Source organism: Winogradskyella wichelsiae (assembly GCF_013403925.1).
GTDB lineage: Bacteria > Bacteroidota > Bacteroidia > Flavobacteriales > Flavobacteriaceae > Winogradskyella > Winogradskyella wichelsiae.
Map to the genome: position 1 here is coordinate 420,485 of NZ_JABFDJ010000002.1, position 17,852 is coordinate 438,336.

The 17,852-nt window shown below is 31.1% G+C and carries 17 protein-coding genes; 12 read left to right on the forward strand and 5 right to left on the reverse strand.

Translation table 11 applies throughout. From position 1 onward, the window contains the following. Nucleotide 1: 1 nt before the first annotated feature. From HM985_RS05490 to HM985_RS05505, 4 genes are all read right to left on the reverse strand, one after another. Entirely contained in the window at nt 2-784 is a 783-nt protein-coding gene (locus HM985_RS05490; RefSeq protein ID WP_179375287.1) for a DUF3108 domain-containing protein, read from the reverse strand. 322 nt (nt 785-1,106) lie between these two features. After that, nucleotides 1,107-2,267 (reverse strand): 4-hydroxyphenylpyruvate dioxygenase, encoded by a 1,161-nt coding sequence (gene hppD / locus HM985_RS05495; protein ID WP_179375288.1) that lies wholly within the window; start codon nt 2,265-2,267, stop codon nt 1,107-1,109. Between the two features lie 24 nt (nt 2,268-2,291). Beyond that, the gene (locus tag HM985_RS05500) at nt 2,292-2,768 is read right to left on the reverse strand and encodes a CCC motif membrane protein (RefSeq protein ID WP_179375289.1); all 477 of its coding nucleotides are present in this window, start codon (nt 2,766-2,768) and stop codon (nt 2,292-2,294) included. A 37-nt stretch (nt 2,769-2,805) separates the two neighbouring features. After that, nucleotides 2,806-3,966 (reverse strand): homogentisate 1,2-dioxygenase, encoded by a 1,161-nt coding sequence (locus tag HM985_RS05505; RefSeq protein ID WP_179375290.1) that lies wholly within the window; start codon nt 3,964-3,966, stop codon nt 2,806-2,808. 1,146 nt (nt 3,967-5,112) lie between these two features. Between HM985_RS05505 and HM985_RS05510 the strand changes: the two genes are divergently transcribed. The 12 genes from HM985_RS05510 to pth all read left to right on the forward strand — a co-directional run bounded on the left by HM985_RS05510 (nt 5,113) and on the right by pth (nt 14,480). After that, entirely contained in the window at nt 5,113-5,334 is a 222-nt protein-coding gene (locus tag HM985_RS05510) for a hypothetical protein (protein ID WP_179375291.1), read from the forward strand. A gap of 123 nt (nt 5,335-5,457) precedes the next feature. Further along, the gene (locus HM985_RS05515; RefSeq protein ID WP_179375292.1) at nt 5,458-6,066 is read left to right on the forward strand and encodes a hypothetical protein; all 609 of its coding nucleotides are present in this window, start codon (nt 5,458-5,460) and stop codon (nt 6,064-6,066) included. A gap of 193 nt (nt 6,067-6,259) precedes the next feature. After that, nucleotides 6,260-6,706: a hypothetical protein gene (locus HM985_RS05520; protein ID WP_179375293.1), complete on the forward strand. Its 447-nt coding sequence runs from the start codon at nt 6,260-6,262 to the stop codon at nt 6,704-6,706. Nucleotides 6,707-6,728: 22 nt separating this feature from the next. Beyond that, on the forward strand, nt 6,729-6,992 hold the full coding sequence (locus HM985_RS17430) for a GLPGLI family protein (RefSeq protein ID WP_394351821.1): 264 nt from the start codon (nt 6,729-6,731) through the stop codon (nt 6,990-6,992). 437 nt (nt 6,993-7,429) lie between these two features. Then, entirely contained in the window at nt 7,430-8,164 is a 735-nt protein-coding gene (locus tag HM985_RS05530) for a GLPGLI family protein (RefSeq protein ID WP_179375294.1), read from the forward strand. Between the two features lie 96 nt (nt 8,165-8,260). Further along, entirely contained in the window at nt 8,261-8,392 is a 132-nt protein-coding gene (locus HM985_RS17340; RefSeq protein ID WP_262886513.1) for a hypothetical protein, read from the forward strand. A 553-nt stretch (nt 8,393-8,945) separates the two neighbouring features. Further along, nucleotides 8,946-9,164, forward strand: coding sequence for a hypothetical protein (locus HM985_RS05535; RefSeq protein ID WP_179375295.1), 219 nt, complete (start codon nt 8,946-8,948; stop codon nt 9,162-9,164). Between the two features lie 61 nt (nt 9,165-9,225). Next, complete coding sequence (locus tag HM985_RS05540) at nt 9,226-9,951, forward strand: GLPGLI family protein (RefSeq protein WP_179375296.1); 726 nt, start codon at nt 9,226-9,228, stop codon at nt 9,949-9,951. A gap of 95 nt (nt 9,952-10,046) precedes the next feature. Continuing rightward, nucleotides 10,047-10,268 carry a hypothetical protein gene (locus HM985_RS05545; protein ID WP_179375297.1) on the forward strand — a complete coding sequence of 74 codons (222 nt, stop codon included), beginning with the start codon at nt 10,047-10,049 and terminating at the stop codon, nt 10,266-10,268. A 70-nt stretch (nt 10,269-10,338) separates the two neighbouring features. Continuing rightward, nucleotides 10,339-11,061, forward strand: coding sequence for a GLPGLI family protein (locus HM985_RS05550; protein ID WP_179375298.1), 723 nt, complete (start codon nt 10,339-10,341; stop codon nt 11,059-11,061). Nucleotides 11,062-11,063: 2 nt separating this feature from the next. Beyond that, nucleotides 11,064-13,751 (forward strand): carboxypeptidase-like regulatory domain-containing protein, encoded by a 2,688-nt coding sequence (locus HM985_RS05555; protein ID WP_218843371.1) that lies wholly within the window; start codon nt 11,064-11,066, stop codon nt 13,749-13,751. A gap of 96 nt (nt 13,752-13,847) precedes the next feature. Further along, nucleotides 13,848-14,480 carry an aminoacyl-tRNA hydrolase gene (pth, locus tag HM985_RS05560; protein ID WP_173586175.1) on the forward strand — a complete coding sequence of 211 codons (633 nt, stop codon included), beginning with the start codon at nt 13,848-13,850 and terminating at the stop codon, nt 14,478-14,480. 58 nt (nt 14,481-14,538) lie between these two features. Here pth and HM985_RS05565 read toward each other — a convergent pair whose 3' ends face one another. Further along, entirely contained in the window at nt 14,539-17,850 is a 3,312-nt protein-coding gene (locus HM985_RS05565) for a zinc-dependent metalloprotease (RefSeq protein ID WP_179375299.1), read from the reverse strand. Nucleotides 17,851-17,852: the final 2 nt, after the last annotated feature.

The window sequence follows — 17,852 nt, forward strand, 5'->3', positions numbered from 1 at the left end:
ATTATTCTTTGTAAATGATCTCAAACGGATGTTTCAAACCTTTAAATGCAACTAACTCTGCTCTTAACGAACCCACAGCTAAATCTGCTTTTATTTTTAATGGAATTTTATTTTTATCCTCGCTTACCCATAAGGTTAAACTCTCTTCTTCTTTAAACACACGACCCGCCATAACGTAAGGTCTAAATTTTAAGGCTTTAACCTTACCAAATTCGGTCTTAATAATTTCTTTCCCTAAATATTTTATTTTGAAACCATAATTCTCTTCATCAAAAAACATATTTGTCTTTATCTCATCTCCTACTTTTAAAGATGGAATATCAATTTTGTTTCTTAGATGATAGTACATGGATACCATATCTTGCACATCTTGCGCTATGGAAACCGTACTTATTTCGTTTTTCTTAAGATTCTTTACTTGGGCTAATTTAGAATCATGATCGAAATTAATTTCAATGTCTTTGGTATGGCCGCCTTCGTCTATTTTTCTAATAAATTTATACGGTACGCCTGTTACTTTATCAAAATAACTTTCATAACGATCTTTCACTTTAAAAAACCATTTTATAGCACCAGTGGTCCACCCCTTTCCAACAACGTGATAAACGGGTTTTCCTCTTAAATTTGTTTCATTAACCGATAGTGTTGCATTCCCTGCCTTTAAAAAACCACTATAACTCATTTCAAATTTAAACCATTCGCCGCCTTGAAAAGCAGATGTTTTTTCTGCATTAGATGCTTGGAATCCTACAAAAAATAATATGATGGTAAATAAATGTTTCATGTGTTTCTTATATATTACTATTTGCAGTCACATATGCTTATCGATGATCATTTTATCAAGCACTTTATTATAAATTACCCGACTCATAATCTCTAGTTTGTAAATATAATTAATGTGATGCATTTAATATGTTACAACTATCACAAATACAATTACCATTCCAAATGTAACAAGAAGCTATACAATCATTAATTATCTATAAGTATTTTTAAAGGGGCTTATTTTAATTTTAGTTAGAATTAATTAGCACTAAAGACAATCTATAAGCTTATTAAAAGAAAAACGTGTTTGACCTTAGAAGTTAAACACGTTTTTTTATGTTTTAAAGTGTCCCTCTTTTTTCTTGTTCTCGCTCAATAGATTCGAACAAGGCTTTAAAGTTCCCGGCACCAAAACCTTTAGCTCCCATACGCTGAATAATTTCGAAAAACAGTGTTGGCCTATCTTCTACTGGTTTAGTGAAAATTTGAAGTAAATAGCCTTCTTCATCTGCATCTATCATAATACCTAAACCTTTTAAAGTTTCGATATCTTCTTTAAGTGCGTGGCTATGCTCTTCTAAACGCCCTGGTACAGCTCTGTAATAATCATCTGGCGGTGTAGATAAAAATTCTACTCCTCTAGATTTCAATTGTGAAACCGTGGTAATTATATCATCTGTTGCTACAGCAATGTGTTGCACACCTGAACCTTCATAGAAATCTAAATATTCTTCAATTTGAGATCTTTTTGCTGCTTTTGCAGGTTCGTTAATTGGAAATTTAATTCTACCATTTCCATTACTCATTACTTTACTCATAAGAGCAGAATATTCGGTATGAATTTGCTTATCATCAAAAGATAAAAAGTTAACAAAGCCCATAACGTCTTCGTACCATTTTACCCAAGTATTCATTTCGCCCCAACCTACATTACCTACCATATGATCTATGTATTTTAAACCTGTTGGTTCTGGGTTATAATCACTTTTCCATTCTGTAAATCCTGGTAAAAAAGTACCTGTATAGTTTTTGCGTTCTACAAACATATGTACAGTTTCTCCATAGGTATAAATACCTGCTCTAACGACTTCACCAAACTCATCAGTTTCAACAACCGGTTCCATGTAAGATTTGGCGCCACGTTTTGTAGTTTCCTCATAAGATTTACGAGCATCCTCTACCCATAAAGCCACTACTTTTACACCATCTCCATGCTTTACAATATGATTATTTATTTCAGATTTACTATTTAAAGGCGTTGTTAAAACTAGACGTATTTTATCTTGCTTTAACACATAACTAACGGCATCTTTAGACCCCGTTTCTAAACCTTTATAGGCATAAGATTGAAAACCAAACGCCGTTTTATAAAAATGTGCGGCTTGCTTTGCATTACCAACATAAAACTCTACGTAATCTGTTCCTAAGAGTGGAAGAAAATCTTGAGCTCCATCAAATATTTTTTCTAAACCGTAGTTTACACTTTCTATTTCTTTTGCCATAATACTCTGTTTTTTATAAACTATTTATAGTTCCTCAACCTCTACTGAATCAACCTGCTCTTCCTCTATAATATAAGTATCATCATCCCAATTTTCAGAACTTTCAGGCTCTATGGTTGTTTCATATTCAGATTCGTAATAATAATCATCTTCTTCGAAATTTCCATTTTGAATACCATCGAAAATAGCAGATGACATTAATGTTCCATAAAAAGCAAGTACTCCAAGTGCAATAAGAAGCACCAAACTATTAAGTACAACAGCTATAATATTTATAATTTTAGCGGTATTAACATTACTTCTAGATTGGGGGTCAAAAGCTTCAGGGTTTTCGCCAAACTCCCGCAAGCTTTTATTAGCCATTACAAGTCCAATAATAGACATTGTTAACGGAACAATAGCTGTAATACCATAGCAGCAACAGCCAGCAATACCCATAACTAATGCTAATATTCCTAAAACGAGTGATAATGGGTCTGCAGGTAATTTGTTTTGATTCATCTTTAAAATTTTTCTTTGAATTTTTATTGTTTACTAATTAATGTTCTAACCAAGATTTAAAATAATCTTCATCCGCAATTTCTAAAGCGTCTTCTGTAACTTTTAAAGGCTTAAAGGTATCTACCATCACAGCTAATTCCTCGGTTTTCACCTTACCAAGACTTTTCTCCATAGTTCCTGGGTGTGGTCCGTGCGGAATACCTGCTGGATGCAACGAAATATGACCTGGCGCGATATCATTTCTACTCATAAAATCACCATCTACATAATACAACACCTCATCACTATCAATGTTACTGTGATTGTATGGTGCAGGAACAGCTATTGGATGATAATCATATAAACGCGGCACAAAACTACACACTACAAAAGCATCCGTTTCGAAGGTTTGGTGTACTGGAGGCGGTTGGTGCACCCGACCTGTAATAGGTTCAAAATCATGAATGGAAAATGCATACGGATAATTATAGCCATCGTAACCCACCACATCAAAAGGATGTGAAGCATAAACCATATCAAAAATTTCGTCTTGCTTTTTTATTTTAATTAAAAACTCACCCGACTCATTATAGGTTTCTAATTCTTGTGGTTGCCTTAAATCGCGCTCACAGAATGGCGAATGCTCTAATAATTGTCCGAAATAATTTCGGTAGCGCTTAGGTGTATAAATTGGTCGTCGGGATTCTACGACAAATAAACGGTTGTCTTCGGTATCAAAATCAAGTTTATAAATAACACCTCTTGGCACCAATAGATAATCCCCGTATTTAAAATCTAAATTTCCAAGGTGCGTTCTTAATTTTCCAGTGCCTTTATGGATGAAAATTAATTCATCGGCATCCGTATTTTTATAAAAATAATTTTCAGTAGAGTGCTTTGGTGCCGCTAATATGATATTACAATCGCTATTTGTGAGTACAATTTTGCGACTCTCTAAATAATCATTTTCTGGCTTTACTTGGAACCCCTTAAAACGATACGATTGCATGTTATTTTCTTTTGCCACTTTTGGCGCAACACTGTATTGTCTTTTAATCTCCTTGACTTGCGTTGGGGGTTGCTCATGGTAACTATTAGTAGACATACCATCGAAACCAATAGTACCGAACAATTGCTCGTAATAAAAATCGCCATTTGATTTTTTAAACTGCGTGTGGCGTTTTGGTGGAATTTCCCCTAATTTATGATAGAATGGCATGTTTTTGAATGGTTTTAAATATTACAAAGACCTTTCGACTGCGCTCAAGGTGACACTTTATTTACAACTTTAAAGGTATAAAATTTGTAGAGATCCGTAGGTGTATTTATTCTGGATCTCTTTTAATAAGGAAATGAAGGTGAATTTTTATGTTGGCCCAGAATGGTGTCATGTGTTTAAAACTATTGCTTTTATATTACATGCTGTTCACGCTAAGAACATACGCTGAGCTCCAAAATTTTCTCTCGCGCTCGGGTCATGTGCTACAAATATCAATAATTTTTCTTAATTTTAAAGCATTAGAAAAAATCATTTAAAATGAAATTACTCTTTACTTTATTTTTCTGTTTTTCCTAAGTTCGTTTTGTTCTTCTCAAACTTTAGACTTCAAAATATCTGACTTTAGCTTTTCTGCATTTTCAAATGAGAAATTGACCGTATTTGAATTTACAAAAATGGCAACACCATTAACCTTTGAATTCCAATAAACCGATACTAAGTTTACTATGTGAGATGCAGACACTTATTTTTAAATTAATTCAGATGCTTTAAGCACTAAATTATCTTCGAATTTAAATCTTATTAATATCAACTATCAAAGTGATTTCAGTTTTTCTAGAGGTTGCGGCCCTTTAGAAGATGGTTTAACTCACCCCCTTAATAGTAGTGATGTTATAGTTTCAAAATTTATAGATTATACTATTAACGATTATTTAAAATCTCTAATTTCTAAAGATTGATTCAATTTTAGAGACCAGAGCAACACATTCTTTTACAAAAAATTAGTGTTAAAACACAAACACAGAACTGTTAAAGTTTTAATTATTTCACGGTTTTGGTTACGGTTTTTCCGCAATAGAATTACGGAAAAACCGTAAACCTAAAATTGATAGAAAATTCTCATATTCCCCTTTGTTATTTCTGTTTTTTTTTAGATTCACAACGTTTGCAACCACATTTAGAGTTATTTAGAAGTTACTCTTTATGTTGTTACCAACAAAAAATGTTTAAGCATATAGCTTGCGCAAGCTTTTTATTTTTACTCTTAAGAATTAAAATTAATAGCGCTGAAAAAGACTTCTATTCCTTAAGTGCTAGGGAGACTTTAATTATTAACCAACCTATTTAAAAAAAGTATTTAACCTTATGGCGGCAATACTACTCTTAGAAAGTAAAACAACTATTTCTACTGTATCAATCTCAACTAATGAAACAACTGATGAAGATTATGGTTGTGCATCTGATTGCGTTAGAGCTTCGAGAACAATAATTCAATTTGCATCAGACGTATTGGATGAAGATCCAAACGATCATATTGATGATTATTTGAATCTATACCACAGTTGCTATGCTCAAAATTGTGGATAAATAATCCAAATGGGATTGTTGTGTGCGATTTAACAATAATAACGGTCTAAAAGGTACTGACCACCCTTATGAAAATAAAGATTTTACAACAAAAAATATTAACCTTATTAAAAACATTTAATTATGAAAAAAACATTTATAAAGAATTTAGCTTTAATCGTTCTGATTTTTAATTTAAATTCTTGCTCTCAAGAAGAAGTTATAAGTAAAGAAAAAGATTTATTCAATTTTAGTAAAATTAAAATTGATTTAAGCAAATCAGATTTAGGAAACGAAATCAAAGTATTTGATTATAAGGATAAAAAAGAATTAATTTCAAAAATAGAATCTTCATTTGGTTTAATAATAAAAGATTCTAGAGAGTTAATAAAAAATGATTCTGAAGTATCAGATGTTTTTATTAATGTTTCTTTTAAAGATGGAAAAGCAACGATTTCAGAAATTACTGAAATAGATACTAAAAACGATATTATTAGACAATCATTTAAATATGACGATTCTAAAAATTCTTATGATGCAAAAAGAGGTGGGCCATATATTGCTGACTTAGCAAGTTGTCCAAATGAATATTCTCAAGTTGATTCTTGCAGCAACGTTAGTGGCCCAGAAGAATGTGTTGGTGGAGCTGTTCAATCATATTTGAGCAATAATATTTCTGGAATTGGAGATTGTGCTAATATTCAAGTGCAGGTTGGTACGTTTACCACTAAAGTTTGCGGAAAAACCTGTTAATGAATTGATTAAAAACTGCACACAACACAGTATATAAAAAATAGCCATTAAGAGCTAATTCAAAAGTTTAGTTCTTTTCTGCTTTCTTTGTTTTAATCTGCAAATTGGTAATTTAAATCTGCTACTTTTCATATACAAGACGGTTATAAACACCTATAAGATGTTAAGGCAATCCCATTTTAAAATTATATATATGAAAACTATTTATAAATTTTTTGCTATTGTATTAATAATAAATTTCAATATTGGATTTTCTCAAAATAGTATTAACGGGAGAATCACTTATAATGTTTCCTTAAGTATTCCAAAAGAACGTATTGACGAATATGAAAAATCAAATAAAGGAGCAAGTTCTGATGCTATTACTATTTTGAAGAATTCAAAAAATGTTAATAGTATAATAGAGTTCAGCTTGGGTAAGTCTAAATATTATGTATTAGATGAATTAGACAATGATTTATCTGAAAATGAAATTATTAATTTAGCTAAGACTAGAGCTGGAGGTAATAAAGTATATTACTCAGAAAACAGTTCAAAATCAATCGATGTTTTTGAGCAAGATTGCAAGTTAGGTGAATGTTTTTTGATAAAGAATGAGATTTTAGATTGGAAATTATTAAAAGAAACAAAAAAAAATTAGTGGTTATACCTGCTATAAAGCAATTTTAAACTATAAAAATAAAGATATTATTTTTTGGTACACACCAGAAATTTCTATCAATTTTGGACCTAAAAACTTTTTAGGATTACCAGGAGCAATATTAGAAATTCAAGATGGTTACTTTTCTTTTAGTGCAACAAATATTGAATTAAATTTAAAGAGTGATGAACTTTCCATAGAAAAACCAAAAGGAAAGCTCGTTACAAAAGATGAATATGATAAAATGTTACAAAAGGCATTTCCTGAATTTTTTGATGAAAACTAAATACACACCACTAATTACAATAAAAAAGACCACATTTTACAATAACCAAAATGATTTTAATATTTACAAATCATGTTGTTAATGAGATAACAAATGTCCTCTATTCCCTAAATTTCAGGGAGACATTAGTTATTAATCAACCTATTAAAAAAAATGTAATAGGTTTAAAGACTTAAATTATGAATAAAAAAGTATTTAGCTTAATGGCTGTGGTGATATTTGTAAGTAGTACACTAAATGCAATTAATATGAACTGCACTGCCGCGGCATATGCTCTTGAAGAATTATTAGGATTCGAACTAGATTATGAGGATTTCGCGCAATTATATGATGATTGCGAAAGAATATATAATTGTAGCTGCAATAATTAATTTAATCAAGTGCTATTGATTAAAATATCGGTGGCACTTAAAATTTGAAAAAAGATGATTTATAAAATGAAATTTTTACTTGGGATTTTTTTCTTAAGCTCCTATATTTTTGTTTTTCAATACAGCAATAAAATTTCTATAATTGAATATGGTATTTCCAATGATATTGAATTAAAAAAAGATAAGAAAGAGATTAATAAAAATAAAGAAATTATAGGTAATGCTTTAGATAAAATTAAAGAAACCACGCTTCAGTTGATTTTTACAAAAGAAGAATCAATTTTTAAAAAAGAAGGCGGCTTAGAAGTAGGAGAAGAAGGAATCAAGAGTAGACTTGCAAATGTTTTGAGCGGCGTAAAGGGACTATATTATAGAAACATTTCTGCTAAAGAATTTTTACATCAAAAAGAATCATTTTCAAAATTATTTTTAATAGACATTAGTAAACAGGAGCAAAATTGGACACTTACTAAAGAAAGCAAAATGATTGGTGAATATAAATGCTACAAAGCTGTTTTAACTGAAAAATATGTTACTAGGTCAGGTATTGATAATGAACGAGAGATTGAGGCTTGGTACGCTCCAGAAATACCCGAACCTTATGGGCCGCTTAACTATGGAAATTTGCCTGGTTTAATTTTGGAGTTAACAAAAAAAAGATTTACATATTATGCTAAAAGCATAAAATTAAATGTTAAGGATAGCGAGTTAAAGATAACCAAACCAACTAAAGGAGAAAAATTAACAACAATAGAATTTAATGATCTTATTATGAAATTAAAAGAAACCATTAGGTTTTAAAGTTATTCTTAATGAACATTAGATATATCTTTTATTTTATTTGTTTTATTATTAAACTTTTGTTCCAATGCCCAACAAATTCAAATTACAGGTAAAGTGTCGGACACCTTACAAAATTCTTTAGCAGTTCCACAAGCTAATGACCAAGATATAAAATTTGCTATTACAGAAAATAACGGCAGTTACAAACTAGGTTTTGTAAAAAAACAAACCTACGGCTTACCATAAGTTATAAACAACAGACCAAAATGATTTCAAAATTATAGATTATGTTATTAACGATTATTTGAAATTTCTAATCTCTAAGGATTGATTTCATTTTAAACAAAACAACAACTCATTCACATACAAAAAATTAGTATTAAACCCCAAACACAAAATTGTTAAAGCTTTGATTATTTTATAGTTTCAATTACGGTTTTTCCGCAGTAGAATTACGGAAAAACCGTAAACTTAAAATTGATAGAAAATTCTCATATTCCCCTTGGTTATTTCTATTTTTTTTTTTTAGATTTACAACGTTGGAAACCACATTTAGAGTTATTTAGAAGTCACTCTTTATGTTGTAACCAACAAAAAATGTTTAAACATATAGCTTGCGCAAGCTTTTTATTTTGTTAAAGAATACAATAGCAAAAAAATGACTTCTACTTCTCATTTTCTTAATGAGAGAACAAAAGACTTCTAAATTTAAAAGACTTCTATTCCCTAAATTTTAAGGAGACATTAGTTATTAATCGACCTGTCTTAAAAAAATTGAATAGGTTTAAAATCTTAAATTATGAAGAAAAAAATATTTGGCCTTATGGCTGTGGTAATGCTTGTTGGTAGTTCAATGAATTTGAATGCTTACCAGAATAATAATAAATCAGAAGATCAAGCTTCATGTTTTGAACAAGGTGTATATTTTGCACAATGGCTCACATCAACAAGTGGAGGTACCGCTATTGATAGAGTACAAATTGCATTAGCTTATCAAGACTGGTGTGAAAACCTGTAAATAAATAAAAGCCTTAATATTGAAAATTTAGATTTATTAAGGCTTATTTCAATAAAAAACTATGAAATGCTCATCCAAATTTATTGCCATAATACTACTATTAATACCTTTTTTAAATATAGCGCAAGAAAATCTCGAAATTGATTATAAAGTTAAAATCGTTGTTGATTTAGACACTCTCAAAGGACCAGAAGATTTTAAGCAAGTTTTCAGTAATGCTATTGATAAATCAGAATTATTAACATTCAAATTAAAAATAAACAATAAAGAGAACAAAACAATATTCAATAAGCTTAAAATGCTTGATCCGTCATTTACTAAATTAGATGATCTAGTAATTAATCAAATAATCCAAATTGAAGGTAACTATTACACTTACCAAAATGACATTATTCACAGTTATAATCTATTGGGCACAGACTTTAATGTTCAAATCAACAATATAATTAGTTGGAAAATAACAAAAGAGATAAAAAAAATTAATGATTACGAGTGTTTAAAAGCGATAGGAAGTGTTAAATACGGTAAGTTGAAAGGAAAAACTATAACAGCCTGGTTTTCCAAAATGATTCCTTTACCCTATGGCCCAAAAATATATAATAGCCTTCCTGGGTTAGTTTTAGAAGTCCATGAACCAAACGCAATAATATATGCTGAAAATATAAAAATTTTAGAAAAACCTATTAAGATTGATATTCCCTCAAAAGACGAGTTAATATCAGCGGAGGATGCTGAAAAAAAAACCCAAAAGCTAGATGAAAAAGCAGAACAATTTCTTAGACAATAAGCTTTTTAAGATATTGAAAACATGTTGATGAATGTAAAGTGAAATTCATTAACCAACCTATCTTAAAAAATGTGATGGGTTTAAAGTCTTAAATTATGAAGAATAAAATATTTAGCCTTTTGGCTGTGGTATTGTTTACAACAATTTTAATGAGTGTTGCTCCGGAAATTTCCGATGAAAATCCAGTAAGTTGTACTGACGTAGCTATTGATACTCACAACAAAATGATAAAAAAAGGATATAATCATCTTACATCTAATGATGCGGCAGATACAGCTTATGATTCATGTGTTGCTAATGGTGGTTCAGAAAATTAACCTCACAAAATTAAACTATTTAAATCATGTTGGTTAAATCTAACTGACATGATTTTTTAAACACTTTTTTATGAAAAACAAAACTTTAATTTTCTTTTTTTTCTTGACACACATCTTAGTTTTTGCTCAAAAAAGTTGTAGAGTAACTTATGATGTAGAAATAACAGAGGATTTTTTTAAGGAAGAAGATGGAACTATAGCAGTAGGGTACGATAAAAAAATCAATGAAGCTTTAAAAACTAACGCACCCAATTTTAATTTCAGTTTAAAAATAAACAACGATGCATCGTACTTTGAGGCTGTAAAAACAATGTCAAATGATAATGATAGTTTTGGTCATAAAATGACTACAGCAATATTACAAGCAAAGAATAAATATTACGTAAACACTAGTAAGGATCAAAAACTAACCGAAGTTGAGGCTTATGGTAAAAAATATATAATACTAGATAGCATAAACGATTGGGAAATAACTAAAGAGCAAAAAAAAATTGGAAATTATAATTGCTACAAAGCAATTACAAAAAAAGTATCATTAAACAGTGATGGTACTTTTATTACAGACATAGTAGCATGGTTTACAACTGAACTGCCGTATTCTTTTGGACCAATTGGATATGGAGGTCTACCTGGTTTAATCTTAGAATTAAAAGACGATGTGATTACTTATAGACTCAAAACCATAGATTTTAAACAGCCTGTAAAAATATCAAAGCCTACTGATGGTGAAAAAGTTACAAATAAAGAATTACTCAAAATAGGCGAAAAATCAAATGAAAGTAGAGGGTGGTAGTTTTGATTGATAAACTTAAAATTATTTTTTGCACGGTTTTATTTTGTTACAGTTTTCAAACTTTTAGCCAACAAATCCAAGTTAAGGGTAAGGTTACCGACACAGTACAAACCTCGCTACCTTATGCCAACATCTTAGCCATTCCAAAATCAGATGATCAAGACGTTAAGTTTGCCATCACAGAAAACAATGGCAGTTACAAACTAAGTCTAGCAAAAAACCAAACCTACGAGCTTACCGTAAGCTACTTAGGCTATAAGCCACAAACAATTACCATTAGCACAACAGACCAAGACCTCATTAAAAACTTTATCCTCAAAGAAAACCCAGACCAACTGGACGAGGTAAACATAAAATACACACCACCAATTACGGTAAAAAAAGATACGATTACTTATGATGTTACCAAATTTGTAACTGGCGAAGAACGCAAACTACGAGATGCCTTAAAAAAACTACCAGGCGTAGAGGTAGATAGAGAAGGTAATGTAACTGTGCAAGGTAAAAAAGTAACTAAGGTCTTAGTAGAAAACAAAACTTTCTTTACAGGCAATAGTAAATTAGCCGTAAATAATATACCAGCAGATGCTGTGGAAAAAGTTGAAGTGTTAGACAATTACAATGAAGTTGCTATGCTTAAAGGTTTGCAAGACTCTGAGGATATGGCCTTAAATATCTTACTAAAAGAAGATAAAAAGAAGTTTGTATTTGGAGATATAGAAGCTGGTGCTGGTATTAAGGAACGTTACCTTGTGCATCCTAATCTTTTTTATTATAGCCCCAAAACGAATATAAACTTTATTGGAGACCTTAATAACCAAGGTATAAAAAGCTTTAGCTTTAATGACTATTTAGAATTTGAAGGTGGTTTTGGAAAGCTTTTAGATGATGCTAGCAGTTATTTTGGTCTCTATAACAGTGATTTTGCCAAATACCTCAACAACCAAGATTTTACGGATAATATTAACCAGTTTGGTGCACTAAATATTAGACAATCAGTTTCAAATGTTACAGATATTAGCGGTTACCTTATTACGTCTAACTCTAAAACCCAAACAGCAAGCAATACGTTAAACGCTTACCAAAACATCACAGAACCCTTTACTGAAGATAGAACGGTTACTAACACACTTAACAACTTTTTTGCCATTGGTAAAATCACTATAGATTATAACCCAACTTATAAAGAAGATTTTGCTTATAATGCTTTTCTAAAAGTGACCAACAATGATAGTCATGGTTTTGTAAATACAATGAACCCAGACCAAAACAATAGCATTACGACTTTAACAGATGTTACGGCACTTAATCTAAAACAAAACATTACTTACAGTCGCAAATTATCTAAAGCGCACACAGCAACCTTAGAAGCGACTTATAATTTTCAGAATGACAAACCTATTACCGAGTGGCTAACTAATCAGCAGATTTTACAAGGCTTAATTCCTTTGGAAGATGCCGATGTATATAATATACTTCAAAATAAAAGATCAACGTCGCATAATTTTAACGCCATTATAAAAGACTATTGGGTAATTAATAACTTTAACCACCTCTATACAAATTTAGGCGTTAATACATCTTTTAACGATTTCTACAATGAAGATATGCAATTACTTAATGATGGTAGTATTAATAATTTTAGCTCTGCTGGTTTTGGTAATGATTTTGGATATAGCTTTATAGATTCTTATTTGGGATTAGAGTATAAATTCCAAATTGGTATTGCCACGTTTAAACCTGCTGTGTTTTATCATGGTTATTTATGGCGGACGCAACAGTTTGAAGACTCAGAAACGTTTTCTAAAAATCTAGTTTTACCACAATTCACAACAAAAGTAGAATTTAATAATAGTGAAAAACTAAATTTTAAATACAAACTGAATGCTCGGTTTCCTAGTATTAATCAATTAGCTAATAATTTTATACTCTCAAATTTTAATAATGTTTACAGAGGCAATAATCAACTAGAAAATCAATTGTATCATTCTGCCTCGTTAACTTATTATAAGTTTAGCTTATTTAGAAGTCTGAATTTTAATCTTAACACCAGTTTTAATAAACGCTTAAAAACTATAAAAACAGTTTCTGAACTTAATGGTATAGAATCCTTTAACACAACCACTATGTTTGATCAGCCAGAACATAACTGGACGCTAAGTGGAGGAGTTTCAAAAAAATTTAATAAAATCAGGTATAAATTAAGAACTCGTTTTAGTTATAATGATAATTTTCAGATTTTGAATAATGAAACAAATCTTAACATTTCAAAATCGATTTCTTCAACGATTGGAGTGGAAACTTCATTTAAAAATCATCCTAACTTAGAAATTAGTTACACCAAAGATTTTAATAACTATAAAGCCTTAAATAACGTCTCTAATTTTGAAAATGACCAATTAGAAGTTATTTTGGAATACGATTTTTTAAAGGATTTTATCTTTAAAGCAGATTACACCTTTGATAATTACAACAACAAAAGTCTCGATACCAAAACCACTTTTGACACGGCAAATGCATCGTTATTCTACCAAATTGAAGATAGTCCTTGGGGATTTGAGATAAATGCTACTAACCTTTTTGATACACGTTTTAAACAACAGAATTCGTTCAACGCTTTTGTAATTAGTGATAGTAGAACATTTATTCTACCTCGTATTGTGATGTTTAAAGTGAGCTATAAATTGTAAGCCTGTATATAAACAGCTTCAAAAACTAAAGACAACAACTTTATAATTAGTTTTTAATCAACTTCTTTTTACTTTTGTACAAACTAGAAATACAGTATGTATAGTTTTATAAAAACATGGTTTGGTTTTAGTAACAAAACAGAACGCACAGAAGAAGATAAAATGAAAAAATTCTTAATCGTAGGCTTAGGAAACATAGGCGAAAAATATGCAAACACCAGACACAACATTGGTTTTAAAATTCTTGATTATTTAGCCGAAACAAATGATATTCTCTTTGAAACTGTAAAACTTGGTGATGTTGCTACATTAAAAATAAAGGGAAGAACTTTAATCCTTTTAAAGCCTAGTACATTTATGAACCTTAGTGGAAAGGCTATAAAATATTGGCTAGAGAAAGAAAAAATACCTTTAGAAAATCTACTCGTTATAACCGATGATTTAAATCTTCCTTTTGGATCGCTTAGACTAAAAACCAAAGGTAGTGCCGGAGGCCATAACGGCCTAAAGGACACACAAGATAAATTACAAACTGGAAGCTATAACCGTTTTAGATTTGGTATTAGTGATGCATTTAGCACAGGCCGACAAATTGATTATGTCTTAGGCGAATGGACCGATGAAGAAAACACACAACTTAAGGAACGCTTAAAAATTTCGGCAGAACTTGTAAAATCTTTTGCATTAGCCGGAGTTAACACAACTATGAATCAATTTAATGGAAAATAAAAAAAAAGCGGTCTAAAAATTTAATTTAGAACGCTTTTTAAGTTAAAATATTTTAATTTTAGTTCACTACAATCTTCTTGATACTTTCAGAAAGACCATCTGTAATTTTAATTAAATAGACACCAGACTGTACTTGGTTTAAATCTATTTTTTCATCAAAGCTTTGATTGGCATTAAATTGCTCTTCAAAGATTCTTCTTCCATTAATATCGTAAACAGCAATTTTTATTTTAGTAGATTGTGGGTTACCGATTAAAATATTAAAAGAACCATTATTAGGATTAGGATAAATAGTTAAATCAGAATCTAAAGCTACTTCATCAACCGATAAGGTTGGCTCTAAACATAAATCTAATGTAAATTCTTCAACTGAACCACCATCTTGTGCCGCATCATCTACCACTGTTAAAACCCAATTCCCTGCAGAAGACTCACCGTATAATAATGACAAATCATCTTCAGGCAAAAAGCTTCCCGTAAATGGAGCAGAAGCATTAACAATAGACGCAGAAGCCTCTGAATCAAATATTGTATTTGTATAATTATCTCCATTACCTCCATTATCGGAAGATAATTCTATTACAGTTCCACTTGGACTTGTTAAAGAGATATCTAAATCACTGGTATAAGTATGACTAATATTTATTAAAACAGCGACACCTGTAATAACTCCTTCTTCTGCAATATTTAATATAGACGTATAAGTTACGTTTCCTGCTGCAGAAATGTTAATTGGAGTATCTAAAGAACTATACAAAGCACAATCTTCACTTGATGTCGTAAAATTACTTACCGAAAAATCACCAAAAGCACATTCATTTACTCCTCTAACTCTCCAAAAGTAAGAAGTCATCAAACTTAAAGTAGATATTGCGTATGTTGGACTGTCAATAACAGAATTCACTATAACATCTGTAAATTCAGAATCTGTAGCAATATCAATTTCATAAGATGTTGCGTTAACATCCGCTTCCCAAGTAAAAACAGCTGACCCTGCAAAAACATCTGCAGATCCATTAGTGGGAGTTAATAAATTTAATGGAGAAAAACTAGAAGTAAATACATCAAATTCTAAATCAATCGTTTTTATTATTGATCCAGATGTTGCTTCTATTGTAAAAGCATAATTACCTGCAGCTAAACTTTCTGTACCACTTACATTTACCGTAACCATTGTATCATCCGTATTAGCAACTGATGGCGAAAATAATACCGAGGCTCCTGTTGGCAACCCTTGAGCACTAAATGTCGTTGTTGCAGAAAACCCTGAGATGGTATTATAAGTAAAATTAAACACGGCATCATCAGGAGAACAAACCTCAACACTATTTTCTTCATAATTCAATACAAATTCAGCCTCTTGAATACTAAAATTTCTTGAATTTATAGCATAAAAAATATTATCATTCGCTTCAACTTTTACTCTAACAGTAGAAGAACCTCCATTAATGATAGGCACTGTTATGATCTGTTCTCCATCATTAGGGACAGCAGAAACCAAAACATAAGGATATGTATATCCACCATCAGTAGATAGTAAAATATTAACTGTTGATGTATTTACGCTACCTGTATCTGTACCTGCAACATCCCAAGTAACTACTTGGCTCGATTCAGTATCCCAAGTCTCATTAGCAGATTGAGACGTTACAACAAACGGGCCTGCAGCACCATCTACATTTACAAGCATAGTATCAAAATCGCTTTGAGGCGTTAACCCAAGTCCGTTACCCTCACTTCTATCTCTAACTGTTAGTGCAAAGTTTAAAGACCTTGCAACATTAGACACAGTCTCCCAAGAAGTGTTATCAGTTGTTTCAACAGGGTTAGATTCTGTTAATTCACCAGAAACTACACGTTCAATTATTGGCATATAACGATCCTTTGAGGTACTTGGAGGTCGTGATCTCCAAACGGCTCCTGAAGTCTTATTTGGACCAAAATTTGAAAATGACGATACACCGTCATCTATTTGCTCCCAAGTATAGGTTAGCACATCATCTGTGTCAGTGTCTGTTGCATAACCTTTAAGCAAAAAAGCAGTTCCCATAGGGATAGTATAATCTGAACCCGCATCTGCTATTGGCGCATTGTTAACAATAGCAGTACCAAGCCAGCAAGTTCTACTTTCTAAATTATTTAAAATTTGTGTAATACTATAATAATGAAAATAAGGATCCGAATGATCCTGTACATCATTACTACCAGTAATTCCAGCATACCCCATTATAGTTGTACCACTACCTGGCTCTGCATTTACACCTGTTCCTTCAGAAGAATTAGAAAATGTATGATTTGCTCCCATTTGGTGACCCATTTCATGTGGTACATAATCAATATCAAAAAAATCAGTCATATAAGGACCTCCGTTATTATCCGTAAACTCATGTGCTGAAAAACCACTTCCTTTAGAACCATCTACACAAACGCAACCAATACAACCTGCATTACCGTTATTATTATCATAAGCAAATAAATGCCCAATATCATAGTTTTCTTCGCCGATTACACTTGTTAATGTTGACTGTAATTCTGAATTATAACTTCCCGTATATGGGTCTAAAAACGAAGATTCATATATAATTTCTGTTCCTGTAACTAAAGTGAAAGACACTGCCATATCAACCTCAAATACTTCATTAAGTCTATTTAAAGTTGAAACTACCTGAGCTAAAGCATCTTCTTGAGCATTTCCATTAGCAGCATTACCGTCATCCCAAAAATTAGTATATTCTGCAGTTGTAGATATGGCTATTCTAAACGTCCTTAGCAAATGATCATTAGCATCTCTATTGCTGTTCGTTGTACCTTTCTTTTTTACAGCGAAATCTTCCGTTAAACATTCAAAATCTTTATATCCCTCTTCTCGTGCTGCTCTACTATAAACAATATAAGACGTTGAATCTGTTTTGCTTTGAGGTACTAAGAAATTCATATCATCCCCAGGGTAAGTCACCATACTTTGTAAGCCTTGTGGTGTTACACTAAAACGAGCTCTTACACCTGGCGTCTTTTTACTAAACCCTAAATACGTTTTAATATTTGGATGTAATTCCGTTAATTCTTTAGACAAAAGCCTTGTTTCAACAACTGAAAAAGGTTCTAATTCTCCTTTTACATTAGGAAGGTATATTGTAATATTAGATGCAGAAGTTGATGCAGATCTTAATGGTGCATTAACAAGTTTCGCTTTAAAACTATCAATATCTAATTGATACGTTTGATAAAATTTTGAATTAAGAGTCGTTGTATTACCATTAATCCTTAATTGATTTTTTTCTGTTTTTTGCCAGTAACTCTGCTGAGCCATTACCGAAAATACAGTTAAAAAGAAGGATAATGACAAAACAAAATGTAGTTTTGTTTTCATAA